This is a genomic window from Pseudomonas sp. NPDC090592, assembly GCF_044769185.1.
In the GTDB taxonomy this organism is placed as follows: Bacteria; Pseudomonadota; Gammaproteobacteria; order Pseudomonadales; family Pseudomonadaceae; genus Aquipseudomonas.
In genome coordinates, this window is record NZ_JBIVXJ010000005.1 from 128,571 (window position 1) to 154,705 (window position 26,135).

The 26,135-nt window shown below is 62.9% G+C and carries 21 protein-coding genes and 1 riboswitch; of the genes, 11 read left to right on the top strand and 10 right to left on the bottom strand.

Translation table 11 applies throughout. The features are described from left to right. Positions 1-7: 7 nt before the first annotated feature. Together ACIQUI_RS06100 and ACIQUI_RS06105 are read right to left on the bottom strand one after the other, a co-directional pair. A complete protein-coding gene (locus ACIQUI_RS06100) occupies positions 8-1,150 on the bottom strand; it encodes a MexC family multidrug efflux RND transporter periplasmic adaptor subunit (RefSeq protein ID WP_403195960.1) in 1,143 nt (380 codons plus the stop codon). Between the two features lie 266 nt (positions 1,151-1,416). Continuing rightward, positions 1,417-2,742 (bottom strand): sigma 54-interacting transcriptional regulator, encoded by a 1,326-nt coding sequence (locus tag ACIQUI_RS06105; protein ID WP_403195962.1) that lies wholly within the window; start codon positions 2,740-2,742, stop codon positions 1,417-1,419. A gap of 342 nt (positions 2,743-3,084) precedes the next feature. Between ACIQUI_RS06105 and ACIQUI_RS06110 the strand changes: the two genes are divergently transcribed. After that, positions 3,085-3,351, top strand: coding sequence for a hypothetical protein (locus tag ACIQUI_RS06110; RefSeq protein WP_013972506.1), 267 nt, complete (start codon positions 3,085-3,087; stop codon positions 3,349-3,351). 106 nt (positions 3,352-3,457) lie between these two features. Here ACIQUI_RS06110 and ACIQUI_RS06115 read toward each other — a convergent pair whose 3' ends face one another. The 4 genes from ACIQUI_RS06115 to cobW all read right to left on the bottom strand — a co-directional run bounded on the left by ACIQUI_RS06115 (position 3,458) and on the right by cobW (position 9,970). Next, a complete protein-coding gene (locus ACIQUI_RS06115; RefSeq protein WP_403195965.1) occupies positions 3,458-4,024 on the bottom strand; it encodes a VWA domain-containing protein in 567 nt (188 codons plus the stop codon). 101 nt (positions 4,025-4,125) lie between these two features. Continuing rightward, a complete protein-coding gene (locus ACIQUI_RS06120; RefSeq protein ID WP_403195968.1) occupies positions 4,126-5,136 on the bottom strand; it encodes an ATP-binding protein in 1,011 nt (336 codons plus the stop codon). Between the two features lies 1 nt (position 5,137). Further along, complete coding sequence (gene cobN / locus ACIQUI_RS06125) at positions 5,138-8,899, bottom strand: cobaltochelatase subunit CobN (RefSeq protein ID WP_403195971.1); 3,762 nt, start codon at positions 8,897-8,899, stop codon at positions 5,138-5,140. 3 nt (positions 8,900-8,902) lie between these two features. Beyond that, positions 8,903-9,970, bottom strand: coding sequence for a cobalamin biosynthesis protein CobW (gene cobW / locus ACIQUI_RS06130; protein ID WP_403195973.1), 1,068 nt, complete (start codon positions 9,968-9,970; stop codon positions 8,903-8,905). 99 nt (positions 9,971-10,069) lie between these two features. After that, positions 10,070-10,284, bottom strand: a riboswitch (cobalamin riboswitch). Positions 10,285-10,385: 101 nt separating this feature from the next. Here cobW and ACIQUI_RS06135 point away from each other — a divergent pair. The 3 genes from ACIQUI_RS06135 to ACIQUI_RS06145 all read left to right on the top strand — a co-directional run bounded on the left by ACIQUI_RS06135 (position 10,386) and on the right by ACIQUI_RS06145 (position 12,617). After that, complete coding sequence (locus ACIQUI_RS06135; protein WP_403195976.1) at positions 10,386-10,763, top strand: glyoxalase superfamily protein; 378 nt, start codon at positions 10,386-10,388, stop codon at positions 10,761-10,763. Further along, on the top strand, positions 10,760-11,119 hold the full coding sequence (locus ACIQUI_RS06140; protein ID WP_403195979.1) for a hypothetical protein: 360 nt from the start codon (positions 10,760-10,762) through the stop codon (positions 11,117-11,119). The genes ACIQUI_RS06135 and ACIQUI_RS06140 overlap by 4 nt, the downstream gene beginning before the upstream one ends. A gap of 478 nt (positions 11,120-11,597) precedes the next feature. Continuing rightward, a complete protein-coding gene (locus ACIQUI_RS06145) occupies positions 11,598-12,617 on the top strand; it encodes a branched-chain amino acid aminotransferase (protein WP_027916771.1) in 1,020 nt (339 codons plus the stop codon). Positions 12,618-12,811: 194 nt separating this feature from the next. On the opposite strand, the gene ACIQUI_RS06150 is transcribed toward ACIQUI_RS06145, so the two are convergent. From ACIQUI_RS06150 to ACIQUI_RS06165, 4 genes are all read right to left on the bottom strand, one after another. Continuing rightward, positions 12,812-13,240 carry a multidrug/biocide efflux PACE transporter gene (locus ACIQUI_RS06150; RefSeq protein WP_391138315.1) on the bottom strand — a complete coding sequence of 143 codons (429 nt, stop codon included), beginning with the start codon at positions 13,238-13,240 and terminating at the stop codon, positions 12,812-12,814. A 171-nt stretch (positions 13,241-13,411) separates the two neighbouring features. Beyond that, the gene (locus tag ACIQUI_RS06155) at positions 13,412-14,737 is read right to left on the bottom strand and encodes a c-type cytochrome (RefSeq protein WP_403195983.1); all 1,326 of its coding nucleotides are present in this window, start codon (positions 14,735-14,737) and stop codon (positions 13,412-13,414) included. A gap of 11 nt (positions 14,738-14,748) precedes the next feature. Beyond that, positions 14,749-16,518 carry a GMC family oxidoreductase gene (locus ACIQUI_RS06160; RefSeq protein ID WP_403195985.1) on the bottom strand — a complete coding sequence of 590 codons (1,770 nt, stop codon included), beginning with the start codon at positions 16,516-16,518 and terminating at the stop codon, positions 14,749-14,751. Positions 16,519-16,554: 36 nt separating this feature from the next. Then, the gene (locus ACIQUI_RS06165; protein ID WP_403195987.1) at positions 16,555-17,274 is read right to left on the bottom strand and encodes a gluconate 2-dehydrogenase subunit 3 family protein; all 720 of its coding nucleotides are present in this window, start codon (positions 17,272-17,274) and stop codon (positions 16,555-16,557) included. Positions 17,275-17,732: 458 nt separating this feature from the next. Here ACIQUI_RS06165 and ACIQUI_RS06170 point away from each other — a divergent pair, with 458 nt between their 5' ends. The 7 genes from ACIQUI_RS06170 to ACIQUI_RS06200 all read left to right on the top strand — a co-directional run bounded on the left by ACIQUI_RS06170 (position 17,733) and on the right by ACIQUI_RS06200 (position 26,129). Beyond that, a complete protein-coding gene (locus ACIQUI_RS06170) occupies positions 17,733-19,286 on the top strand; it encodes a fumarate hydratase (protein WP_403196196.1) in 1,554 nt (517 codons plus the stop codon). 285 nt (positions 19,287-19,571) lie between these two features. Next, positions 19,572-21,011 carry an aldehyde dehydrogenase family protein gene (locus ACIQUI_RS06175; RefSeq protein WP_403195990.1) on the top strand — a complete coding sequence of 480 codons (1,440 nt, stop codon included), beginning with the start codon at positions 19,572-19,574 and terminating at the stop codon, positions 21,009-21,011. A gap of 100 nt (positions 21,012-21,111) precedes the next feature. Next, entirely contained in the window at positions 21,112-22,371 is a 1,260-nt protein-coding gene (locus ACIQUI_RS06180) for a methylaspartate ammonia-lyase (RefSeq protein ID WP_403195993.1), read from the top strand. 48 nt (positions 22,372-22,419) lie between these two features. Beyond that, positions 22,420-23,253 carry an HpcH/HpaI aldolase/citrate lyase family protein gene (locus ACIQUI_RS06185; RefSeq protein ID WP_403195995.1) on the top strand — a complete coding sequence of 278 codons (834 nt, stop codon included), beginning with the start codon at positions 22,420-22,422 and terminating at the stop codon, positions 23,251-23,253. A gap of 48 nt (positions 23,254-23,301) precedes the next feature. Then, the gene (locus ACIQUI_RS06190) at positions 23,302-24,504 is read left to right on the top strand and encodes a CaiB/BaiF CoA transferase family protein (protein ID WP_403195998.1); all 1,203 of its coding nucleotides are present in this window, start codon (positions 23,302-23,304) and stop codon (positions 24,502-24,504) included. Between the two features lie 184 nt (positions 24,505-24,688). Beyond that, positions 24,689-25,444 (top strand): glutamine amidotransferase, encoded by a 756-nt coding sequence (locus tag ACIQUI_RS06195; protein ID WP_403196001.1) that lies wholly within the window; start codon positions 24,689-24,691, stop codon positions 25,442-25,444. Continuing rightward, complete coding sequence (locus ACIQUI_RS06200; RefSeq protein ID WP_403196004.1) at positions 25,431-26,129, top strand: aspartate/glutamate racemase family protein; 699 nt, start codon at positions 25,431-25,433, stop codon at positions 26,127-26,129. The genes ACIQUI_RS06195 and ACIQUI_RS06200 overlap by 14 nt, the downstream gene beginning before the upstream one ends. Positions 26,130-26,135: the final 6 nt, after the last annotated feature.

Sequence of the window (26,135 nt, forward strand, 5' to 3'; positions counted from 1 at the left end):
CCTCGCCTCAGCGTACGGCGGCTTGTTGCGCCGGGGCCGGTGTTACCGACATGCCCGGAGCCAGGCCGGCAGGGCTGCCGACGATCACCTGGTCACCGGGGTGCAGGCCTTCGGTGACCTGCCAGCGGGCGCCGTGCATCACACCTGTGCGCACACTGCGCGCCTCGGCAACCCCGCCGATGCCCACCAGCATTACCCGGGCCTCGCCGTCGCTACCGCGCTGAATGGCGCGCTGCGGTACCAGGATGGCCTGGTTGTCGGTGCCTTGGGGGGTGCGCACGCGCACATACATGCCCGGCAGCAAGATGCCATCGGCATTGTCGAAGCGACCGCGAAGGGTGACCTGGCCAGTGCCCCGGTCCACCGCGATATCCGTGAACATCAGTGCGCCCTGGCGCTCGTAGTCGGTGCCTTCTACCCGGGCCGTCAGGGCCTGCTGGTCGCCGGCGGCCAGTGCACCGTCCTTCAGCGCCTGGCGCAGGCGCAGGGCGTCGGCGGCGGACTGGGTGAAATCGACGTAGATCGGGTCCAGTTGCTGCACGCGCGCCATCAGCGTGGCGTCGCCCTGCCCCACCAGCGCCCCTTCGGTGACCAGCGCCCGGCCAATGCGCCCGGAAATCGGTGCCTTGACCGTGGCGTAGCCCAGGTTCAGGCGTGCCGTCTCGACATCAGCCCGGGCCGAACGCACGGCGGCCTGGCCACTGCGCAGGTTGGCACTGGCAGTGTCGAAATCCTGCTGGCTGACGGCCTGTATCTTCACCAACGGCTGGTAGCGCTGCACCCGCGCCTGGGCTTCGAACATAACCGACTGGGCCCGGGCCAGGTCGGCTTCGGCGCGAGCCAGGGCAGCCTTGAACGGGGCCGGGTCGATCTGGAACAGCACGTCGCCGGCCTTGACGTCGGCGCCCTCTTCAAAACCCTTGTGCAGGACGATGCCTGCCACCCGGGCACGCACCTCGGCCACGCGCATGGGTTCGACCCGGCCAGGCAGGGTTGCCGCCAGGGTCAGGGGTTCGCTGGCGACCGTTACGGTCTGGACTGGCAAGGCGTTCTGTGCCTCGGTCGGCGGCGCTTCAGCTTCGCCGCAGCCGGCCAGGACGACGGCCGCCGCCAGGCAACTGGCCATTCCTATTGCACGCAAGTTGCTCATGATTCACCCGAGCTTTAAATGGAAAAACGGCTCGGATGATAGGCATGAGCGCAAAATGAGTCAATTTTGTCTCATCTGATACTTTGTTAATAATTGTGAAACCAGGAGCTCATGCGATACCTGTAGGAGCGGCCTTGTGTCGCGATCGGGCGCGAAGCGGCCGCCAAATCTGCATCCCGTAACTGTCTGACAAACGGCGGCGCCTGAATTTCGGCCGCTTCGCGCCCGATCGCGACACAAGGCCGCTCCTACAGGAATCGCGCAGGTCAGCGGATCTGGTGCTTGTGCAGCAACCGGTAAAAGGTTGGCCGCGATATCCCCAGCACCTTGGCCGCCACGCTCATGTTATCGCTGTGCCGGTTAAGCACGTCGCACAACGCCTGGCGCTCGGCCCGTTGCTTGTACTCTTCCAGCGTACCCAGCGGCTGTTGCCCCTGGTCGATGGTCAGCAGGCCCAGGTCCTGCGCTTCGATCTGTCGGCCTTCGGCCAGCACCAGGCCACGTCGTACGCGGTTGGCCAGTTCACGCACGTTGCCCGGCCAGTCATGCCTGCCCATGGCCGCCAGGGCATGGTCGCTGAACGAGCGCGGCCTGCGCCCGGTTTCCAGGCTGTAGAAATGGGCAAAATGGCTGGCCAGCATCGACAAGTCACCATGCCGGTCACGCAGTGGCGCGGTCACCACTTGCAACACATTCAGGCGGTAATACAAGTCTTCACGAAAACGCCCCTGCTCGATGGCCCTTTCCAGGTCCACATGGGTCGCGGCCAGCACGCGGGCATCCACCGGGATCGGCTGGCTGCCGCCCACCCGCTCGATATGCTTCTCCTGCAAGAAGCGCAGCAGGTTGGCTTGCAGCTCCAGTGGCAAATCACCGATTTCATCGAGAAACAGCGTGCCGCCATGGGCCGCCTCGATGCGCCCGGTCTTGCGTTGGTGGGCCCCGGTAAAGGCGCCTTTTTCATGGCCGAACAGTTCCGACTGGATCAGGTGCTCGGGAATGGCGCCGCAGTTGATGGCGATGAACGGTTGCTCGCTACGTTGCGACTGCCGGTGCAGGGTACGGGCCACCAGCTCCTTGCCGGTACCGCTTTCACCACGGATCAACACAGGTGACTCGGTGGGCGCCAGCTTGCCCAGCAGCTTGCGCAGGTCTCGAATGGGGCGGCTTTCGCCCAGCAGTTCGTGGGTGGACTCATCCACCTTGGCTGCCCCTTTGCCACGCAGGCGCGCCATGCCGAAGGCCCGGCCCAGGGTGACCTGCACACGGGAGACATCGAACGGCAAGGTATGGAAATCGAAGAACCATTCGCAGACGAAATCGCCGAATGCCGGCATCCGTAACTGTTCGGCGCTGAGCACGGCGATCCATTCGGTGTTACTGCGCTTGATCATGTCCTTGACCGCATCCGGTTGCCTCAGGTGCGAAGCCTGCAAGCGCAACAAGCCCACGTCACAAGGATGATCCAGCGCCGCGCCGAGCATGCAGCTGTCTACATCCCAACCTGCGTTTCGCAGGCCAGGCAACAAACGGTGGCAGTCGTCGCAGGGGTCGACGATGAGCAAACGGCGTTGAGCGGCAAGCTGTAGCATGACCGATCCTTGGCGCCAGTTTTTGGTTTTATGAAGTAAAACAGCAAGTTGTGGCGCCTGTTAAACAGTAGCAACGAAGTTGACAGTTCCCAGTACCGTCTGTCTGCCGACGCATTTTTTTACAAAGTGCCACGGGAATTTTCGCGTTTTATCGACATCACATGGCGGCGCAGGCAACAACGGATTTGCCCCTGACAAAAAAATTTACACCTATTGTGTGACTTGCCCCCGGACAACGAGCATCAGTACACATAACCCCGCGCTGCACTTCGCGATGAATGAGGCGACTTTGAAGCAACGCGGACTTAACTTCGATGTTTGGGACCATAGAGAGACCGAACCATGAATGCCCCGCTCCGTGTCAACGAAGCACTGCTGATTGCCGACCACGCCTTCGAACCTTTCCAGTGCGTAGCCTGGGATGCACCCAACGGTACTGGTGAGCTAAGCCTGGCAGTGATCGACCGGACCAGCACCCGCATCGGCAGCAAGCAGGTGTCCTCGCGTATCTATTCCGACCCTGCCCAATGGGCCAGCCTGATCGAGGAAGTGCGCGCCGAACTGTGCGAAAAAGGCTACGACCTGCAACCATGGTCGATGCCTAAGTAATAGCACCCGGCAAACCAAGTGCGTGCATCGCCACGCACTTGTTCGAATGCAAAGTTGCTGCCCTGGCAACTTTCTCTATTGCGACATAGTGTCGCGCCACTCCGACTCAGCCCAAGACTTTGAATTGCTGCAAGTGCTGGTAATCGGCCTGCAATTGCTCAGCCAGACGCTGTGCGCGCCCAAGACGAACGGGCGCCAGTTCCATATCCACCAATAAAGTTGCGCAGGGCATGGGCTGTACGGTGTTCCAATGCTGCAGCCGACCATCGGTAAACACCAGGCAACGCAACGCCTCTTCCGGGTGGGCACGCTGGCGTGCCTGTAGCCAGTGCCGTGCCTGTTCCAGTGCGGCGATCAGCGGCGTACCACCACCGGCGCCCAAGGCTTGCAGCCAGGGCTGCAAGGCCGCCGAAGCCTTCAGACCATGGCGCTGCCATTGTGGCGTGCGCCCGCTGGCGGTCAGCAGGGCGAGCCGGGCGCGCTGGCGATAGGCCTGGTCGAACAGGGCCGCCAGCAGCCCTTTGGTCTGCGCCAGCGCCTGATGGCGACGGGTCGAGGCCGAAGCATCGACAATCACCAGCCACAGCTCTGCGGGTTTGGCCTGGCGCAGTTGCCAGCATAAGTCCTGGCGCAGGCGTGGTCGCCCTTTGAGCAATGTCGGCAGCCAGGCCACTCGCCCGGCCGCCGCACTGCGCGCCCGGCCACGGCTGGCCCCGGCCTGCCTGCCCGCGCCTGGTCTGGCATCCGCCCCTTTGGCAGGTGGCTGGCGAATGCTCAGGGCTTTTTTGCCCAGTTCGGCACCTCACGCCGCGCGCCGCTGGCTACCGGAAGTGCCGGCAATGCCCCCCAGTCACCCTGCCCGCCCTGTTCGCCGGGGCTGCCTGAACCCTGCTGTTCGGGCTGTTGCGGCGCCGCCGGCGGGTTGGCCTGGGGGGGAACGCGCCGGCGATGGCGCAAGGCAAACTCGGCCACGGCATCGACATCCGCTTCCTCGATGGCCGCACCACCGCGCCAGGCGCAATGGGCGCGCGCGGCACGCAGCCAGACCAGGTCGGCGCGCAGGCCGTCGACACCCGCGGCGTAGCAGCGCTCGGTGATCCACGCCAGCGCCTGATCATCCAGGGCAATGCCATCCAAGGCATGGCGCGCCGCCTGGCAGCGTTCACGCAGTTGCGCCTGGGCCGCAGCCCATTGCGCGCAGAAGGCCTGCGGGTCGCTGTCGAAGGCCAGCCGACGGCGAATGATCTGCTGACGGGCTTCAGGCTCAGGCAGGCCTTCAAGGGCGACGTTCAGGCCAAACCGGTCAAGCAACTGCGGGCGCAGTTCACCCTCTTCCGGGTTCATGGTGCCGATCAGCACGAAGCGGGCGCTGTGCCGGTGCGAAATGCCATCGCGCTCGATGCGGTTGGTGCCACTGGCCGCCACATCGAGTAACAGGTCGACCAAGGTGTCAGGCAGCAGGTTGACCTCATCGACATACAACACGCCGCCGTCGGCCTGGGCCAGCACACCCGGGGAAAACTGCGCCTTGCCCTGCCCCAGTGCGGCATCCAGATCGAGGGTACCGACAAGCCGCTCTTCGCTGGCGCCAAGCGGCAGGGTGACGAACGGACCCTCGCCAAGCAGGTCGGCCAGGCCGCGGGCCAGGGTGCTCTTGGCCATGCCGCGTGGCCCTTCGATCAGCACGCCGCCGATCCTGGGGTCGATGGCGGTCAGGCACAGCGCCAGTTTCAGGTCGTCGGCACCGACCACTGCGGCCAGCGGGAATTGTACGGGTTCACTCATTTCAAGCCTGTTCCTCGCCGTCGAGCAGTTGCGCCTCAAGGGCTTCGCGGTAGTCGCCCGGCGCCTGCCACAGGCCACGCTGCTGGGCCTCCAGCAGGCGCTCGGTAAGGTCGCGCAGGGCCTCGGGGTTGTGCTCGCGCATGAAGTCGCGGGTGGCCGGGTCGAGCACGTAGGCATCGGCCAGCCCCTGGTAATGATGGTCGTCGATCAGGTGCGTGGTGGCGTCGAAGGCGAACAGGTTGTCGACCGTCGCCGCCATCTCGAAAGCACCCTTGTAGCCGTGGCGCTTGACTCCGTCGATCCACTTGGGGTTGAGGGCACGGGCGCGGATGACTCGGTTCAGCTCCTCCTTGAGGGTGCGGATGCGTGGCCGGTCGGCCTGGCTGTGGTCGCCGTGGTAACTGGCCACTGCTGCACCGGACAAGGTTTCCGACGCGGCCAGCATGCCGCCCTGGAACTGGTAGTAATCGTTGGAATCGAGCAGGTCGTGCTCGTGGTTGTCCTGGTTCTGCAGCACCGCCTGCACCGTGGCCAGGCGCTGGGCGAACTGGGCGCGGGCCGGGGTGCCTTCGTCACTGGCGCCGTAGGCGTAACCACCATGGTTGAGGTAGACCTCGGCCAGGTCGTCACGGTCGTGCCACAAGCGCCCGTCGATGGCGTTCTGTACCCCGGCACCATAAGCACCGGGCTTGGCACCGAACACCCGCCAGCCGGCCTGGCGCGCGGCCTGCTCGGCGTCCACACCCTGCGTTTGCAGTGCCACACGCTCGCTGCGTACGCGCGCGGCCAGGGGGTTGAGGTCGTCGGGTTCGTCCAGTGCCGCGACGGCCTGCACGGCTGCATCGAACAGGCGGATAAGGTTGCCGAAGGCGTCACGGAAAAAGCCGGAAACACGCAAGGTCACATCCACCCGCGGGCGGTCAAGCAGGCTCAGCGGCAGGATTTCAAAGTCGTCGACGCGCTGGCTGCCAGTGGCCCACACCGGCCGCACGCCCATTAGCGCCATGGCCTGAGCGATGTCGTCGCCGCCGGTGCGCATGGTCGCCGTGCCCCACACCGACAGGCCGAGCTGGCGCAGGTGGTCGCCGTGGTCCTGCAGGTGGCGCTCGAGGATCAGGCTGGCCGAGGCAAAGCCCAGGCGCCAGGCCGTGGTGGTGGGCAGGTTGCGCACGTCCACGGTATAGAAGTTGCGCCCGGTGGGCAGCACGTCGAGGCGCCCACGGCTGGGCGCACCGCTGGGGCCGGCCGGTACGAAGCGGCCGGCCAGCGCTGCCAGCAAGCCGTTCATTTCGGCGATGCCGCAGGCGTCCAGGCTGGGAGCGACGGCGTCGCGCAAGGCCTGGATCACGTCGTGCACCGGCTGCCATTCGCTCAGCGCGGGTAACTGTGCGTTGCCTTCCAGCGCCTGCCCGATCACGTGCAGCGCCAGCAGTTCAAGGCGCTCGCGGGTATCCCCACAGGTGCGCCAGGGCTCGCTGCTCATGGCCTGCAACTGCTCTGGGCGTATGCCCTGCCACGGTTGCCCCAGCTCACAATCGAGCGGGTCGAAACCTGGCACCAGCGCCTTGGCCAACGCCCGCAGCAGGCTGGCATTGCCGCCGCGACCGTCGCCACGCTCCACCCGCAGCAGCGCCAGCAAGGTATCCAGGCGCAAGCGGCCTTCAGGCGACTGGCCGAACACGTGCAGGCCGTCGCGAATCTGTGATTCCTTAAGATCGCACAGGTAGGTGTCCAGGCGCGGCAGCCACACGGCAGCATCGTCCAGTTGGCCTTCCAGTTGCAGCTCACGGTCGATGTGGTTGGCCTTGACCAGTTCCAGGATGTCGCGCTGCAACTCCCGGGCTCGGCGCGGGTCGAGCATCTGTGCCTCGTAGAACTCGTCGGCCAGCTGTTCCAGGTGACGCAGCGGGCCATAGGTTTCGGCGCGGGTCAGGGGCGGCATCAGGTGGTCGATGATCACTGCCTGGGTGCGACGCTTGGCCTGAGCGCCCTCGCCCGGGTCGTTGACGATGAACGGGTAGATGTTCGGCAGCGGGCCCAGCAAAGCGTCTGGCCAGCACTGCGCCGACAGGCCGACACCCTTGCCGGGCAGCCATTCGAGGTTGCCGTGCTTGCCCACGTGGATCACCGCATCGGCGGCAAAGGCATGGCGCAGCCAGAAGTGAAACGCCAGGTAGCCGTGCGGCGGCACCAGGTCCGGGTCGTGGTAGACCGCGCTGGGGTCTACCTGATAACCGCGGGCCGGCTGTATGCCGACGAAGGTCAGGCCATAGCGCAGGCCGGCGACCATCAGCCTGCCGCCGCGGTACATCGGGTCCTGCTCGGGTGGCCCCCAGCGTTCCAGCACGGCCTGGCGGTTGGCCTGTGGCAGGCGCTCGAACGCGGCCTGGTAGTCCGCCAGGCTCAGGCTCTGGGCGCAGGGGCGCTGGTCGAGGTGGTCGAGGTCGTTGGTGACGCCGCCAAGCAACTGGTGGATCAGCTGCGTGCCACTGCCCGGCAGACCCGCCAGCGGATAGCCCTCGGCCTGAAGTGCCTTGAGGATGTTCAGCGCGGCAGCGGGCGTGTCCAGGCCGACGCCATTGCCAATGCGGCCATCGCGGGTCGGGTAGTTGGCCAACACCAGGGCCACACGCTTCTGGGCATTGGGCAGGCGCGCCAGCTCGACCCAGCGGCGGGCCAGTTCGGCAACGAAGTCCATGCGTTCGGGGTGGGCGCGGTAGCACACCACATCAGACTGGCTGCGCTCGCTGCGCCAGGCCATGTCCTTGAAACTGACAGGCCGGGTAATGATGCGCCCGTCCAGTTCAGGCAAGGCAATGTGCATCGCCAGGTCACGTGCCCCCAGCCCCTGCTCGCTGGCTTCCCAGCCGGGCTGGTTGTCTTGCGCGCAAATGGCCTGTAGCACCGGGATGTCGCGACGGAACGGGCGCAGGTTGGGCCGCTCGGGGCTGGACAAGGCAAAACCGGTGGTATTGACCAGCACCTCGGCACCGACCTCGTCCAGCCAGGCTTCGACCTGCTCCAGGCAAGCGCTTTCCTTGAGGCTGGCCACGGCAATCGGCAGCGGGTTCAGCCCGGCAGCCTGGAGGCGCTGGCAAAACACATCAATGAACGCAGTGTTGGCCGCCTGCAGGTGCGAGCGGTAGAACAGCAACGGCGCCACCGGGTGTTCGGGATGCCAGTGCGGGTACCAGTCTTCCAGCACGGCACTACCCTTGGCCGGGTGATACACGGCGGTGCGCGGTAAGGGTTGCGGCTCGTCCCAGGCATAATCGCGGCCCAGCCACTGGCTGGCCAGGCAGTTGAACAGGTTGATGGCGTTGGCCTTGCCGCCCTGGCGCAAGTAATGCCAGAGGCGCTCGGCCTGCTCGCCGGTGACGCTGCCCAGGCTGGTCAGTTCCGGGTCCGGGCGGTCATCGCCCGGCACCAGGATCAGTTGCACGCCACGGGCGGCCAGCTCGACCAGCTGCTCGACGCCATAGCGCCAGTAGCCAACGCCACCGTGCAGCGACACCAGGATGACCTTGGCATGGCGCAGCACCTGGTCGACATACAAATCGACCGAGGCGTGGTTCTGCACCTGCATCGGGTTGGCCAGGCGCAGACTGGGGTAGCCTTCGGGCAATTGCTCGGCGGTGTCGGCGAGCAATGCCAGGTGTGAATCGCCGCTGCAGAGAATCACCAGCTCGGCGGGTGTCTGGCCGAGGTCGGCAATGCTGTCATCCGGCACGAAGCCGCCGGGCTGGGTCCGCAGCAGGTGCATGGGTCAGGCGCCCAGGGCCTGGCGCAGGCGCGCTTCCAGCTGGGCAGCGTCCAGGTCCTGGCCAATCAGTACCAGGCGGGTAATGCGCGGCTCGTCGGCGCGCCAGGCGCGGTCGAAGTGCTTGTCAAAACGGGTACCCACGCCTTGTACCAGCAGGCGCATCGGCTTGCCCGGGATGGCGGCGAAACCTTTGGCACGCAGCACGCCGAACTCCACCACCAGCTGCGTCAGGGCGTCGAGCAGCAGGCTTTCGTCGGCCTCTGGCAGGTCGATGGAGATGGAATCGAAGGCGTCGTGGTCATGGTCGTCATGGTCGTCGCCATCGTGGTGCGAGTCGTGATGGGTACGGCGGCCATCGATATGCGCCTCGGACTCGGCGCCCACGCCCAGCAGCACTTCCAGTGGCAGCTTGCCGCTGCTGGCCTCGATCACTTTCACGGCCGGTGGCAGCTCTTCAGCCACTTCGGCACGTACCTTGGCCAGGCCTTCGGCGTCGATCAGGTCGGCCTTGTTCAGCACCACCAGGTCGGCGCTGGCCAGTTGGTCGGCGAACAGTTCGTGCAGCGGCGATTCGTGGTCCAGGTTAGGGTCCAGCTTGCGCTGGGCATCGACCTGGTCCGGGTAGGCGGCAAAGGTGCCAGCGGCCACGGCCGGGCTGTCGACCACGGTGATCACTGCATCGACGGTGCAGGCATTGCGGATTTCCGGCCACTGGAAGGCTTGCACCAGTGGTTTGGGCAGCGCCAGGCCGCTGGTTTCGATCAGGATATGGTCCAGGTCGCCACGGCGTGCCACCAACTCACGCATGACCGGGAAGAACTCTTCCTGCACGGTGCAGCACAGGCAGCCATTGGCCAGCTCGTAGACGCGGCCACTGGCCTCTTCTTCAGTGCAACCGATGCTGCACTGCTTGAGGATTTCGCCATCGATACCCAGTTCGCCGAATTCGTTGACGATGACCGCAATGCGGCGGCCCTGGGCGTTGTCGAGCATGTGGCGCAGCAAGGTGGTCTTGCCCGAGCCGAGGAAGCCGGTGACGATAGTGACGGGAAGCTTGGCCAGTGTTTTCATGTCGCATTGCCCTTGGCAGTATGGCGCGGGCATGCAGGACGACAGCCGCGGGCCAGGCCGGCCGGGCGTGTTCGCCACCGGATCACCCCGCCCGGTTGAAAGTCGAAAACGTTGCGAGGCAGGTCTCCTGGCTTGCACCGTTCCATTTGCCCTTTATAAAGCAGGCTGTGGCGGGATGACGCCTTCCCGCGCGCGTGCGCAGTGGCTGTGTCGATCCGTTGTCGGTGCTTACAGTTGCGGGGGCAGCCGCGGCATGTACCGCGTTCCCGTCTTAGCTTCGGCCTGGCCGAAGAACCTCGAAGTGGCAAGGCTACGCAGTGGCTGGCGGGTGGTCAACCGTTGCGGCTGGCTGGCTGACCACAAGGCGCGCAACTGCGCTACAGTGACACCCTCACCCACGGCCACGGACGCCCCCATGCACCTCGCCCCCGCCATACCCGTACTGCGCATTTTCTCGGTCGACAAGGCCCGCGAGTTCTACCTCGACTTCCTCGGTTTCAGCGTCGACTGGGAGCACCGTTTCAGCCCCGACCTGCCGTTGTACCTGCAGATTCACCGGGACGGCCTGATCCTGCACCTGTCCGAGCACCATGGTGATGCTTGCCCCGGTTCCACGGTATTCGCCCGCATCGACGACCTGCGCGCACTGGAGCGCGAACTGCAGGCCAAACGGTATGGCTATGCCCGGCCAGAGGCAGAGCGACTGGACTGGGGATTGCAGATGCAGGTGCACGACCCGTTCGGCAACCGCTTGCGCTTTTGCCAGCAGATCGATGACGAGGCCAACCCTTGAAGGCCATGGGCAAACGCGAAATGGCCAGGCTGGAGCGAGAGCTGGTCGCATGCCTGACCGAAGCCTGCGAAACCGCCAAGGCAGAGATCGTCGGTTTCAGTTGGCTGACCCATCGGCTTGATCCTGAGGATTTTCCGGCCAGCCTGCGCATTACCTGGGTATTCGAGCAAGAAGCCGACAAGGCGGCTGCGGTCGCGGGTGACGCCAAGGTGCGCATGCTGGCACTGACGGAGGTGGCGTTGGAGCAGGCTGGGATACAGCTAGACCATCCAGCGTGGCATGTGCGGTTTGACAGTGAACAAGCCTGCCAGCAGAGCCACGGTGGGGACTGGGGCAAGCGCTTGAAGGGGCGCTGAGCGTAGGGCGAAACATTTGCTGCGCCCATGAGATCGAGCGCCGCCCGCGCGGCGCTTCGCGGGGCAAGCCCGCTCCCACATTTGTTGCAACGTGCCCATGCCTGTGGGATCGGCGTTGTCCGCCTTGGCGCATGTCTTGAGACAGGTGGGGCGGCGGCAGCGCCCACCGGGAAATCGAGTCGAGCCAACGAAGCTGACAACCATGGCCTGACAGGTTTGGCACGTTGCAACAAATGTGGGAGCGGGCTTGCCCCGCGAAGCGCCGCGCGGGCGGCGCTCGATCTCATAGGCGCTGCAAATCTTTCGCCAAACACCTCCCAGCCCCCCTGCACTACCCGCGCCAGCCCCCAAGCAATGCATTGCAGGCTATCAATTCGTGACTGGCCGTTCCCGATCTGCCACGGATGTATTATGGTGGCGTGGTGCGCATATAACAGCAGCCCGAGCGATCGGGCACTTGCAAGACAATGAGGGTGTCATGAGCAACGAAAGCATTAACTGGGACAAGCTGGGTTTCGACTACATCAAGACCGACAAACGCTACCTGTCCGTATGGCGCAATGGCGAGTGGGACAAGGGCACCCTGACCGAAGACAACGTCCTGCACATCAGTGAAGGCTCCACTGCCCTGCACTATGGCCAGCAGTGCTTCGAAGGCCTGAAGGCCTACCGCTGCAAGGACGGCTCGATCAACCTGTTCCGCCCGGACCAGAACGCTGCCCGCATGGCACGCAGCTGCGCCCGCCTGCTGATGCCGCAGGTGCCGACCGATGTGTTCATCGAAGCGTGCAAGCAAGTGGTCAAGGCCAACGAAAAGTTCGTGCCACCGCACGGCAAAGGCGCCCTCTACCTGCGCCCGTTCGTGATCGGCACCGGTGACAACATTGGCGTGCGCACCGCCCCCGAGTTCATCTTCTCGGTATTCGCCATCCCGGTTGGCTCGTACTTCAAGGGCGGCATGAAGCCGCACAACTTCCAGATCTCCAGCTTCGACCGTGCCGCCCCACAAGGCACCGGCGCGGCCAAGGTCGGTGGCAACTACGCCGCCAGCCTGCAGCCGGGCGCTGAAGCGAAGAAAGCCAACTTCGCCGACGCCATCTACCTCGACCCGCTGACCCACACCAAGATCGAGGAAGTGGGTTCGGCCAACTTCTTCGGCATTACCGCCAACAACGAGTTCGTCACGCCGAAATCGGCATCGGTACTGCCAGGCATTACCCGCCTGTCGCTGATGGAACTGGCGCAATCGCGCCTGGGCCTGACCGTGATCGAAGGTGACGTGGAAATCAACAAGCTGGACCGCTTCATCGAAGCAGGCGCTTGCGGTACCGCGGCGGTGATCACCCCGATCGGTGGTATCGAGTACAACGGCAAGCTGCACGTGTTCCACGACCTGGAAAAGGTCGGCCCGGTTACCCAAAAGCTCTATAACGAGCTGACCGGTATCCAGAGCGGCGATGTCGAAGCACCGGCAGGCTGGATCGTCAAGGTCGCCTGAGGGGCCTTGGCGGTATGAAAGCGGGGCATGCCAGCAATGGCATGCCCCGTTTTTTTGACATTCACGACCCTGTGGGAGCGGGTTCACCCGCGAAGCAGCCGCCGCGGTAGGGTGGCACCGGCTGCACCGGTGTTCGCGGGCAAGCCCGCTCCCACAGAGACCGCGCGTGCATTCGTACTCGCGAGAGCGCCAACTTATGCCAGGCGGCGCTGCATCAGCAAGTGCCGGGCTTTGTCGAACGCCCAGTTGTACAGCACGGTGTAGGGCAGGATGACCACGAAGAAGCCCAGTTCGACCATGAACGCCTGCAGCAGCGAGATATCCAGCATCCACGCCGCCACCGGCAGGCACCACACCACCAGCCCGGCCTCGAAGCCCAAACCGTGCACAAAACGCGCACTGGCTTTCCAGTGGATGCGTTCGGTTTGCACCCAGCGATCGACCAGCGCGTTGTAGACCATGTTCCACAGCATGGCGATTACCGACAGGGTCACTGCCAGTGCGCCTGCCGTCGCCAGCGACTTGCCCATCACCCAGGACAACAGCGGTGCGCACAGCAGCACGGCGAACAGTTCGTAGCCCACGGCGTGTACCAGGCGTTCGGTGAAGGAGACCGTTTTCATTGCAAATTCCATCCATTGCGTAAGTCGTGCCCCTATTTTCTTTGACGAAACCGATACTCACCACATAGCTACCATCGGTTTTATCAATAGAATGCGCTACTTACATCCCTCAGGCTTCTAGCACCATCCTTGGCAAAGAAAGCCGAGGTTACTTGCAACTGTGCCTCGGCACTAAGGGTGAGCGTGCAGCTCTGCACGCACGCTGCGCACTTGCTCCGCCGTCACAGTCGAGGCCTGGTTCGACCAGCCCTGGCGCAGGAAGGTTGCCAGTTCGGCCACTTCGGCATCGTTCATGCGCTCGGCAAAGCCGGGCATCGGCAGCACCGAAGGCGCACGCTCGGTCGACGGCGTCGCCGCGCCGGCGAGGATCACGTGCAACAACGCATCGGCATTGGCCGCATTGACCACCGAAGCGCCGTCCAGACGCGGGAATACGCGCTCTGCACCCTGACCGGAAACAAAGTGGCAGGCCCCGCAGTTGTCGATGTACAGCCGCTCCCCCAGCGTCAGGCCCTTGGCCGCGGTCAGCTTGGCGGTGGTCGCCGCGCTGCGGTCGGCCTGCTGTTGGTACGCAGGGCCATTGGCAGGTGTCAGCGATTTCAGGTATGCGGCCATGGCCTGCAGGTCTGCATCGCTCATGTGCGAGGTGCTGTTGGCGATCACGTCGGTCATCTCGCCAGCCACCGAGGCCTTGGCGTTACGGCCGCTGCCCAGGTATTCGACCAGCTCTTCCTCGCTCCAGTGCGGCATGCCGCGCAGGGCCGGGACGTTCCAGCCGTTCAGCTCGGCACCGGTAAGGTAGCCGCTGGCCGAATCGTCCAGGCCCTTCTCCTGCATGGTCAGAGCGCGAGGGGTGTGGCACGAGCCGCAGTGGCCCAAGCCTTGGACGAGGTAAGCACCACGGCTGATCTGAGCATCACCGCCAACGACCGCAGCAGTTGCCTCGGGCCCCGGCGAGAAGATCGCGCGCCAGTAGGCCAGCGGCATGCGAAGCGACAGCGGCCACGGAATGTCGTTGGCCTTGTTCGGCTGCTCGACCGATGCCACGCCCCGCATGAAGTAGGCATACAGCGCCTGGGTGTCTTCATCGCTGACCTTTGCATAGGACGGGAACGGCATCGCCGGGTACAGCGCGCTGCCGTCATGGCCAATACCACGACGTACCGCGCGCTCGAACTCGCCATAGGTCCAGTTGCCGATGCCGGTGTTCTTGTCCGGCGTGATGTTGGTGGAGTAGATGGTGCCGATCGGCGAGGCGATGCCCAGCCCGCCGGCGAACGGCTTACCGCCATCATGGCTGGTGTGGCAGGCCACGCAGTCACCAGCACGGGCCAGGTAGGCACCTTTCTCGATCAGCGCCGGGGTCACGGCCTGGGTCAACTGCGCGGAGGCGTCACCGGAGCGGTTGAGCAGGCCGGCGACGATCCACGCCAGCACGGCGGCCATTACGGCGACACCCAGCACGATCGACAGGATGGAACGGGATTTGATGGTCATGTTCTCGTTCCTCACGCCTGCACCAGCGGGCCAGGGTTCTTCAGGTACTGGTCCTTGATGGCCTGGGCCGCGAACAAGGTCAGGGCGCCGATCATGGAAGTCGGGTTGGCCTGGAAGTTCTGCGGGAAGGCGTTGCCGCCCGGCACGAACACGTTGTGCACGTCCCAGCTCTGCAGGTAGCGGTTGAGTGCGCTGGTTTCCGGCGAGTCACCCATGATTGCGCCACCGACGTTGTGGGTGGACACGTACTTGGTGATATCCCAGTGCGAGTCCATGCCCAGGAAGCTTTCGCTGTAGCTGTCTGGGTTCAGTTCCCTGGTGATGTCCAGCACGATCTTGCGCAGGTGCTGCTGCAGCTTGAGTTCGTTCTCCTTCCAGTCGAAGGTAATGCGCAGCAGCGGCTGGCCCCACGGGTCCTTGTAGGTCGGGTCGAGGTCGACGTAGTGGTCGCGGTACGACATGCAGCCGGTGGAGATGCTGATCTTCATCGAATGGCCGTACCAGTCCTGCATGCCTTCCTTCCAGCCCTGGCCCCACTCCGGCGTGCCGGATGGCAGCGCGGTGCCGATCGGCGTACCAGTGGCTTGCGAGCTGTGGATCTTGGCGCCGCCGATGAAGCCCAGGGACGGGCCGTCGAAGTTGCCCGGGGAAACGTCGTTGAACATCTGCCCGGTGGCACCGGCGGTGGCGAACGGGTTGAAGTGCTTGTCCTTGAAGAACAGCGTGGCGCCGCCGTTGCTGAGGAACGCGTAGTTGCGGCCGATGGTGCCCTTGCGGGTGACCGGGTTGTACGGCTGGCCGATGCCCGACAGCAGCATCAGGCGCACGTTGACGAACTGGAACGCCGCCAGCACGACGATCCTGGCCGGCTGGAACACCTCGTTGCCCTGGGCATCGACGTAGGTGATGCCCTTGGCGGTCTTGCCGTCCGGGTGCAGTTCCACACGCAGGACGTTGGCGTTGACCCGGTAGTCAAAGTTGTCCATGCGCTTGAGCGCGTCCATCACCGCCGTCTGCGGCGAGGCCTTGGAGTAGTTCAGGCACGGGTACTTGCTGCAGTACCCACAGTAGTTGCAGGGCGCGATCTGGTTGCCGTAGGGGTTCTTCCAGGCCCGCGACACGTTGGCCGAGGGGTTGGGGAACGGGTGGTAACCCAGCTTGCGCGCGGCGTCGGCGAACATTTTATTGTTCAGCGTATCTTCCAGCGCGGGCAGCGGGTACGGGTTGGAGCGCGGGCCTTCGAACGGGTCGCCGCCTACCAGGATCTGGCCGTTGAGGTTGCCGGTGTTGCCCGACAGGCCGCAGATTTTGTCGAACTTGTCGAGGTACGGCTCGATCTCGTCCCAGGTGAACGGGAAGTCACCGATGGTCATGTCGCTTTGCAGGATGCCCGGGGCATAGGCCTGGTCGGCGTAGGTCTTGAGCTTGATGTCGGTCGGCGTCGGGCGGATCAGCACGCCGGTCCAGTGCAGGCCCGAGCCACCGACGCCAGTGCCGGGCACGAAGGCGCCCCACTGGCGGGTCGGCAAGGCGGTGCCGTTGAGGTTGTGGCGCACGGTGAGCGCGCCGTCCTTGGGCGTGACCATGATCTTGTTGCGCACGCCGTAGGCGTACTGGTCAGCCGGCTTGGGGTAGGCGAAATCGGCGTTGGTGCGGTCTTCACCGCGCTCGAAAGCGCGCACTTTCAAGCCTGCCTGGGCAAGCTCGATGCTCATCAGCGAGCCGGCCCAGCCCAGGCCGACGACGGCGACGTCGACTTCGTCATTGGTAATGTGTGCCATAAAAAACCTTGAATGCTGTAACTCGAAGCGAAGGGATCAACCGCGTTGGCCGGTCAGGCTGACCGGGCCGAGGGGGTACGGGACGTTGTGTTGGGCGACCCATTCCAGGTAGCTGGCCCGGGCACCGGGAAAGCCAATGGCAATCCACGCCTTCATGCCCTTGTTGCCGCCGTAGATCGGGTCGGCCAGCCAGCCCTGGCGGCTGTGGTTGAGCAGTTCGCCGAAGAACAGCTTGGCCTTGAGCACGCTTTCGCCATGGGCGGCGAAGTCGACCTGGCCGGCTTGCAGCTTCTTCAGCGCATCATCGCGCTTGCCAAGCTCCAGCAGGGCGAAATGCTGGCCATGAGTGGCCTGGCACCAGCTTTCCAGCGCGGCGATACCTTTGCGATAGATCTCTTGCGGGGTGTACGGCAGCTGGTAGCCCAGGGTGGCCGGGGCATTCAGGTCGAACGGACCTTCCAGGTAGATCTCGCTGCCCAGGTCACCGGCCAGTTGCTGGTCGATGAAGATCGGCACGTTGGTTTCCAGCGCACCGGGGCCACGGCCGTCGGCGGGGATCAGGCGATCGCAGGCGGCGAGGATGAAGGTCCATTCGGCCGGGGTGAAGAAACATGGGGTGTAGCTGTCGAGGCTCGGCGCCGCCATTTCTGCCGCCAGCGCGGCACTCAGGCCGTTGACGTTGATGCCCATCGCGGGCAAGGCGATCAGCGACGAAAGCAGGAACTTCCTTCGCGAGGTTTGTTTGGCTAGCAACATGCAGGTCTACCTATGACTAATCACTCAGACCCGTGAAACGTGCTCATCGGCAGGCTCAAGCCCTGCTCTTGTCGACCTTCCAGAACGCTGAATTGAATGCAGCGAACTCGACTAGTCATACACATGACAGACATCGTATCTCACGGATGACAAATGGTAGCAGGCTACCTATGTGGTAACAATTTGTTTCTGTCACGATTGTCAACCGCATCATTGTCGCACGGCCCCCTGCAGCAACCACCGGTGCTGTAAACCGCAATCGCAGCAATCAAACCGAGCTATCCCCCTCCGAAGTCCAGCTCCGTGGCGTCATACGTCAGCTTCCATAAAACGCAAAAATATAGAAAAATCACAAAATATTCTCATCTGAAATTATTTTTTGCAAAATACATTGCGAAGGAAAGATTAATCAGAGAAAAACAAATCAAATGACCACCATCGAGATTCGAGATCCTTCTATGCGTTCCGACGATAACGCCAAAAGCCCCCCCAGCAATGCAGCTGTCATCCGAAGCGAAGACCTGATCCAGAGCGTGGCGGACGCTCTGCAGTACATCTCCTACTACCACCCCACCGATTTCATCGAAGCCTTGCATGGCGCCTACCTGCGCGAAGAGTCAACCTCTGCCAAAGATGCAATGGCGCAGATACTGATCAACTCACGCATGTGTGCGACCGGGCGCCGGCCTATCTGCCAGGACACCGGGATCGTCACGGTATTCGTACGCGTTGGCATGCAAGTCCGCTGGGAGAATTCTGGCCTGAGCGTCGACGACATGGTCAATGAGGGTGTACGTCGCGCCTACCAATTGCCAGAGAACGTCCTGCGCGCATCGATCGTCAGCGACCCGGCAGGTCGACGCCCCAATACGCGCGACAACACGCCGGCAATCATTCACTACTCGCTGGTACCGGGCGCGACTATCAAAATCGACATCGCTGCCAAAGGCGGTGGATCGGAAAACAAATCAAAGATGGCCATGCTCAACCCCTCCGACTCGATCGTTGACTGGGTGTTGAAGACGGTGCCAACGATGGGTGCCGGATGGTGCCCTCCCGGCATGCTCGGCATTGGCATAGGCGGTACTGCGGAAAAAGCTGCTGTGATGGCCAAGGAAAGCCTGATGGGGGCGATCGATATTCACCAACTCAAGTCCCGTGGCCCAGCGAACCGGATCGAGGAGTTACGCCTGGAGCTGTTCGAGAAGGTCAATCAATTGGGGATTGGTGCACAGGGCCTGGGCGGGCTCACCACGGTTCTGGATGTGAAGATCCTCGACTACCCCACCCATGCGGCATCTCTACCCATCTGCATGATTCCCAACTGCGCGGCGACTCGGCATGTTCACTTCGTGCTTGATGGCTCCGGACCCGCCGAGCTGCAAGCACCTTCGCTCGATGCCTACCCCGAGATCGTCTGGGAGGCTGGCCCCAGCGCACGCCGCATCGACCTGGATAGCCTGACCTCGGAGGACATCGCCAGCTGGCAACCGGGCGAGACGCTGCTACTTAACGGAAAGATGCTGACCGGGCGCGATGCGGCGCACAAGCGCATGGTGGAAATGCTAAACCGGGGTGAGTCGCTGCCCGTCGACCTCAAAGGCCGATTCATCTACTACGTCGGCCCCGTCGATCCGGTGGGTGACGAAATCGTTGGTCCTGCCGGCCCCACAACTGCTACTCGCATGGACAAGTTCACCCGGCAAATTCTGGAACAGACCGGCCTGCTTGGCATGATCGGCAAATCCGAACGCGGCCCTGCGGCAATCGAGGCCATCAAGGATAACCGGGCGGTGTATCTGATGGCCGTCGGTGGCGCCGCTTACCTGGTGGCGCAAGCCATCCGCAAGTCGACCGTGCTGGCGTTCGAGGACCTAGGCATGGAAGCCATCTACGAGTTCGAGGTCAAAGACATGCCCGTTACCGTGGCAGTCGACAGCCAAGGCACCTCGGTGCATCAAACCGGCCCGCAGTACTGGAGCGAACGCATTTTGCTGCGCGCCGACGCCTGAAGCCGCACACAGCCGGATAAAAAAGACCGCTGCAGCAGAACTGCAGCGGTCAAGGCTTAACGAAGAGGCCTGAGGGCTGCTAAAGCGAAAGCCCTGGACGACTCTACATACAAAAACAACATTGAATCAATATCTTTCATAAGAAAGGATTTTCAAGCAGGCTGTTGTCATTCGAAAGGCATTGTGTAGAATCAGTCATGCGAATGAAATTCTCGGCACGATATCCAAAAAACAACCGCCGAGCCCTGGCGCTGATGCCCCTCGATTGATACTTCGGAGTCCGCTATGCCCGCTAAGAACCTGGATGCACATCTCTTCATCAATGGCCAATGGCAGGAGGGCAGCGCGGGCAAACGCGACAACGTGGACCCTGGCAACGGCGAGATCCTTGGCATTGTCAGCCTGGCCAGCGCTAGTCAGGTCGATGCCGCTATCAAGGCGGCCGACGCGGCGTTCCCAGCCTGGAGCCGAACCCCTGCCGTCCACCGCGGGCTGCTGCTGAAGAAAGTTTCGGCCCTGCTGGCGGAACGCGTCGATGAGCTGGCCAATGCCTTGCTGCTGGAAGGTGGCAAGACCAAGGCAGATGCCTACGGCGAAGCCGGGCGCGCTATCGAAGCTTTCGGCTGGAACGGGGAAGAGGCTTCGCGCGTCTTCGGCAAAGTCCACACGGGCATCGTCGAAGGCAGCACGCGCCTTTCAGTACCCACTGCACTGGGAGTGGCAGCAGCGATCACCCCGTGGAACTTCCCGGCCGTGCTGATTGCCCGCAAGCTGGGTGCTGCGCTGGCCGCCGGTTGCACGGCAGTGCTCAAAGCGTCTGAGTTCACGCCATACAGTGCCACCGTGATCATTCGTGCCATCGCCGATGCGGGTATCCCGGCCGGGGTTGTGAACCTGGTGTACGGCGACCCTGCCGCAGTGAGTGAGCAACTGCTTGCCGCACCTGAGGTCAAGATCGTCTCGTTCACTGGCTCCACCCATGTCGGCAAGCTCTTGGCCGCCCAAGCGGCACGCAATCTGACACGCTGCGTCTTTGAGCTCGGTGGCCACGCCCCGGTGATCGTTTGGGAGGATGCCGATCCAGAGCGCGTTATCCAGGTGACGGCACCTGCCAAGTTCGGCACCGCCGGTCAGTCCTGCGTCGCGCCGACTCGCTACCTGGTTCATGCAAGCCTGCATGACAAGATTGTTCAGGGTCTCGTCGCAAAGGCCGAGTCCTATCAGCTGGGCCACGGCCTTGAGGACGGCACCACCCTAGGCCCTGTTGCCCATGCAGGTCGTATCGCCGAATTCAAGGCGCTGATCGAGGATGCGGTCAGCAAAGGTGCAGTGGTCGAGACGGGCGGCTACCAAGTCGACCGCCCCGGCTTCTTCTTCAAGCCAACCATCCTCAGCAATGTACCTGGCGACGCCAAGATCCTCTTCGAAGAACCTTTTGGTCCGATTGCCACCGTGCAGAAAGTCGCCTCGCTTGAGCAAGCCCTCGAGCATGCCAACGCAGCACCTTATGCATTCGCTGCGTACCTGTTCAGCGATTCGCTGCGCGTGCGCAACGAGGTCGTGGCGAAGCTGAACGCTTCTAACCTGGGCATCAACCAGACAGCCCCTTCCCTGCCCGACGTTGCGCTGGGTGGCTTGGGTAACAGTGGTTACGGCTACGAAGGCGGCAGCGAAGGCGTGCTCGCCTACACCCAACTCAAGCTGATCAACCAGTCTGCGCTGTGACTCGCAACATGACGAACTGGCGCTCACCGGCCTGGCTCGGGAGCGCCCTTTGCCAAATATCAATGGGCGCGATTATTCGCGACATCTCGAAGAGGTTGAAATGGCTACTCCACTCACAATCGCCAAGGTAATTGCGTCCCCTGGCGTAGGTTCGTTCTTTTTCGATGACCAAGCCGCGATCAAGGCGGGTGCAGTAAGGGATGGCTCGGCTTACTTGGGCGTCCCTGTGACCCCTGGCTTCAAAGCGGTTCGCGAGCCCTCCGAAGCCGTCTCGGTGATGCTGGTGCTGAGCGATGGTTACATCGCCCACGGCGACTGCGCGAGCGTGCAGTACACCGGCGTGGGCGGCCGCGAGCCACGCTTCCACGCCGCCGCCCTCGCCCAGCAGATCGAACAGGAACTGGGGCCTCGCCTGGTGGGTATGCCGGTGAACGGCTTCCGTGAAGCCGCGATCGCCACCGAGCGCCTGGTCGATGAACTGTTCGACAGCAAGCGAGCTGCTGCCTACGGCGTGTCCCAGGCACTGCTCAATGCTGCTGCGCATGCCGCGGGTCACCACCTGATGGCTCAGGTGATCAAGGACGAATGGGACATCAGTCGCCCACTGGCTGCGGTACCGATCTACGGGCAATGCGGCGATGAACGCTATACCACCGTCGACAAGATGATCCTCAAGAGCGTCCCGGTCCTTCCCCATGGCTTGATCAACACTCCCAGCCTGGTAGGCACCGACGGCGTCGCACTGGAAGAGTACATCGGCTGGCTGCGCGCGCGCATCGGCCAACTGCGCGTCAGCGAAAGCTACAAACCCATCCTCCACATCGACGTGTATGGCCTGATCGGCAGCGTGGCACAAGGCTCGATCGAGCACACCGCCAACATCATCCAGAAACTCGAACGTGCTGCAGGCGACCACGAACTGCGCATCGAACACCCACTTGATGCCGGTAACCGTGACGCTCAGATCGAAGCCATGGGGAATCTGCGACAAACGCTGAAATCGCGTGGCAGCAAAGTATCGATCATTGCCGATGAATGGGCCAACACGGCCGAGGATGTCCACCTGTTCGCAGCCGCCGGCGCTACCGACATGGTGCAAATCAAGACCCCGGACCTGGGCTCGATTCACAATTCCATCGACGCCATCCTCGACTGCCACAAATACGGTATCGGCCCGGTACTCGGCGGCACCTGCGCAGAAACGGACCAATCAGCGCGTACCACCGCCCACATCGGCGTGGCAACAGGCGTTAGCCAGATGCTGGCCAAGCCCGGCATGGGCTTCGACGAGGGTTACAACATCGTCTTCAACGAGATGAACCGCGCTCTGCGGATCGCCAGCCTTATCGAGCGTTCCTGACCACTGATGCACGGGGCGGCGCCTGCGTCGCCTCAGAGGATAAGAATCATGTCGCTGCACACCGTCATCAATGGCGCCACTTCGTTCCTGTTTGTACCAGGCAACCGTCCTGAACGCTTCCAGAAGGCCCATGAGTCAGGCACCGATATCGTCATCATCGACCTTGAGGATGCCGTCGCAACAGCCGAGAAAGCACAAGCGCGAGCAAACGTGCGGACCTGGCTCCTGAACAACCCGACCTTGCCGACGGTCGTACGCATCAACCCACGTACGACCCCGGCGTTCGAGGAAGACGTGCAAGCCCTTGCCGGGCTTGCGCGTGCAGTCATGCTGCCCAAGGCCGAAACCCCTGAGGACATTGCCGAAACCGTTGCCACACTCGGCGACGGGATTCTGATCGTCGCCCTGATCGAAACCGCCAAGGGTGTCCTCAACGCGCCACAGATCGCGGCCTCTCCCCGCGTTGCCCGCCTGGCCTTCGGCAATGTCGATTTTGCTGCAGACGTGCAGATCAAGTCCGACGACAACCAGGCACAACTGTTCGCACGCTCTCAACTGGTGCTGGCTTGCGCTGCAAGCCAGATCGCCGGCCCCATCGACGGGGTTACGACCAATATCCTCGATGAGTCAGTGACCTTGCATGCGGCTGAATATGCCCGCTCCCTGGGCTTCACCGGCAAGCTCTGCGTTCACCCTCGCCAAGTCGCCCCGGTACGACGCGCCTACCTGCCTACCGAAGACGAGATCGCCTGGGCCACCGCAATTGTTCAGCGCGCATCAGACAGCAACGTGGCCACGATCGACGGCCAGATGATCGATCGCCCGGTGGTGCTGCGTGCCGAGCAAATTCTCGCTCAGGCAGCGCATGCCACTCTCAACTGACTGTCCGGCCAGCCGCCAGACGGCTGGCGTTGCAACGGGAGACTATCAATGAACAATGCACACACTGTCCGGCCGCTGGACGGCGTCAAAGTCATCAGCCTGGAGCACGCAATCGCGGCCCCCTTCTGCACCCGTCAACTTGCAGACCTCGGCGCCCGAGTTATCAAGGTAGAACGCCCAGGCAGCGGTGATTTCGCCCGCGGCTACGATACTCAAGTCAATGGCCTATCCTCCCACTTCGTCTGGACCAACCGCACGAAAGAGAGCCTGGGCCTGGATCTCAAAGCTGCTGAGGGCAAGGAAATCCTGCTCAAGTTGCTGGAAGACGCCGACGTGCTGATACAGAACCTGGCGCCAGGTGCGGCAGCGCGCATGGGGCTCGACTACGAGGCGCTGAAGGAGCGCTTTCCGCGCCTGATCGTCTGTGACATTTCTGGTTATGGCGTCGGTGGCCCGTACGAGAAAAAGAAAGCCTACGACCTGCTTATTCAGAGTGAGGGCGGTTTCCTGTCGGTGACCGGCGGCCAGGGCGAAGACCAGTTGGCTAAGGCCGGCTGTTCGATTGCCGACATTGCGGCCGGCATGTACGCCTACACCAACATTCTCAGTGCGCTGCTGCTGCGCGAGAAGACCGGCGCCGGCAGCCGCGTCGACATCTCCATGCTCGAGAGCCTGGTGGAGTGGATGGGCTATCCGCTGTACTACGCCTACAACGACGCGCCACCACCACCACGGGCCGGCGCCTCGCACTCCACCATCTACCCCTACGGCCCCTTCAATGCGGGCGACGGCGGCGTGGTCATGCTGGGGCTGCAGAACGAGCGCGAGTGGCGGTCGTTCTGCGAGAGCGTATTGCAACTGCCCGAGCTTGCCGATGACCCGCGGTTTGCCACCAACCCACTGCGCTCGGCCAACCGGGTGGAGCTGAGGCAGATTATTCTCGACCTGTTCTCCAGCCTCAGCGCCGACGCCGTGGTGCAGCGCCTGGATGAAGCACAGATCGCCAATGCAAGAGTCAACGAGATGGCCGGCGTATGGCAGCATCCACAGCTCAAGGCGCGCGATCGCTGGCGTGAAGTGGGAAGCCCAGTGGGCGCTATACCCGCACTGCTGCCCCCAGGACGCAGTTCCGCATTCGAGCCGCGCATGGGCGCAATACCGGCTGTTGGGCAGCATTCGTCTTCAATTCTGGCGGAGCTGGGCTATAGCGTGGGTCAGATCGACCAACTGACCAAGGACAACATCATCTGATCCGGCCAGTGGCGGGGTGCACGCCCCGCCGCCTGCGCCCTCAATCACACGAGTTCATACAAGTCACAGCCCTCATCCCGATGTTTCTCAAAATGAGAAATATCGACCAATACTATTCAGTATTCATGATTTAAAAAGCCCGCTAGGATCAGCTGCCAGTCACCCACCATAGGCTTAGCCCAACGTGACCGATGTCGTAATCCTCCAAGCAGGTACCGCTCCAGACGACATGCGCCATGACAACGGCGACATACCTCATTGGTTTCTGAACGCCCTGCAAAGCACAGCGCACGGCGTGGAAGTGGTCAAGGCCTACCTGGAAGACGCAACGCTGCCCACCCCCACCACCGATAGGGTGGCCATCATTACCGGATCATGGTCGATGGTGACTGACAGGCACCCCTGGAGCGAAAATCTCGCTGCCTGGATCCGCCAGGCAATTGCCGTCGGCATGCCGCTTTTCGGGATCTGCTACGGACACCAGCTCATGGCCCACGCGCTGGGAGGGAGCGTCGACTACCATGTCGACGGTTGCGAAATCGGCTGCCTGCCAGTCAGACTAACTGCAGCGGGCACCAGCGACCCACTGCTCGGCCAATGGCCGTCAGCATTTCCTGCTCACCTCACTCACCTGCAGACCGTCACTTGCCTGCCGCCCGGCGCACAGGTGCTTGCGTACTCGGATCATGACCCACATCAGATCATCCGCTACGCAGCAAATGCCATTTCCGTTCAGTTCCATCCCGAATTCACCCTGCCCTTGGCAGCGGCCTGCATACGTCGCCGTGAGGCAACACTCGCATCGCAAGGACTGGACCTAGCGCAACTGCTGTCAGACCTTCAAGACACCGCCGACGCAAAGCGTCTGTTGCTCAGCTTTATTCAACTCAGTCGTCGAACCGTTTCCAGCTCAATGGAGAGTCACAATGTCCCTGCGTAAAATAGGCCTGATTGGCGGTATGAGCTTCGAGGGCTCTGCCGTGTACTATCGGCGGATCAACGAAGCGATCAACCAACGCCTGGGCGGCCTGCACTCTGCACAAGTGCTGTTGCACTCTGTCGACTTTCAGACCATCGTCGACATGCAGAAAACCAACCGCTGGAAAGATGCGGGTGACCACCTTGCAGCGGTGGCGCGCAGCCTGGAAGCGGGCGGAGCCGATTGCATCATGATCTGCGCAGTTACCATGCACCTGGTAGCTGACGCAGTTTCCCAAGCCACGCCCCTGCCCTTCATCCATATCGTCGACGCGGTTGGCCAGCGCCTGATCGCTGCCAACAAACGCAAGCCACTGCTGATCGCTACGCGATACACCATGGAGAACGGCTTCTATCCGGCCCGGATGAAAGCAGCGGGCATCGACGTCATGGTTCCAGATGCCGAAGCTCGCGAGCAGATCCACAGCATCATTTTTGACGAATTGAGCATCGGTAAAGTGCTCGCTGGTTCGCGTGATCTGCTGATCGGTATCATCGAAACAGCCAAGGCCCAAGGCGCTGACTCGGTTATTTTCGGCTGTACCGAGATCTGCATGATTCTGGAAACGGACAAGCTCCCGCTACCAGGCTTCGATTCAACTGCCATTCATGTCGATGCCGCTGTCGCCTTCGCCCTTGGCGAGTGAAAGTAA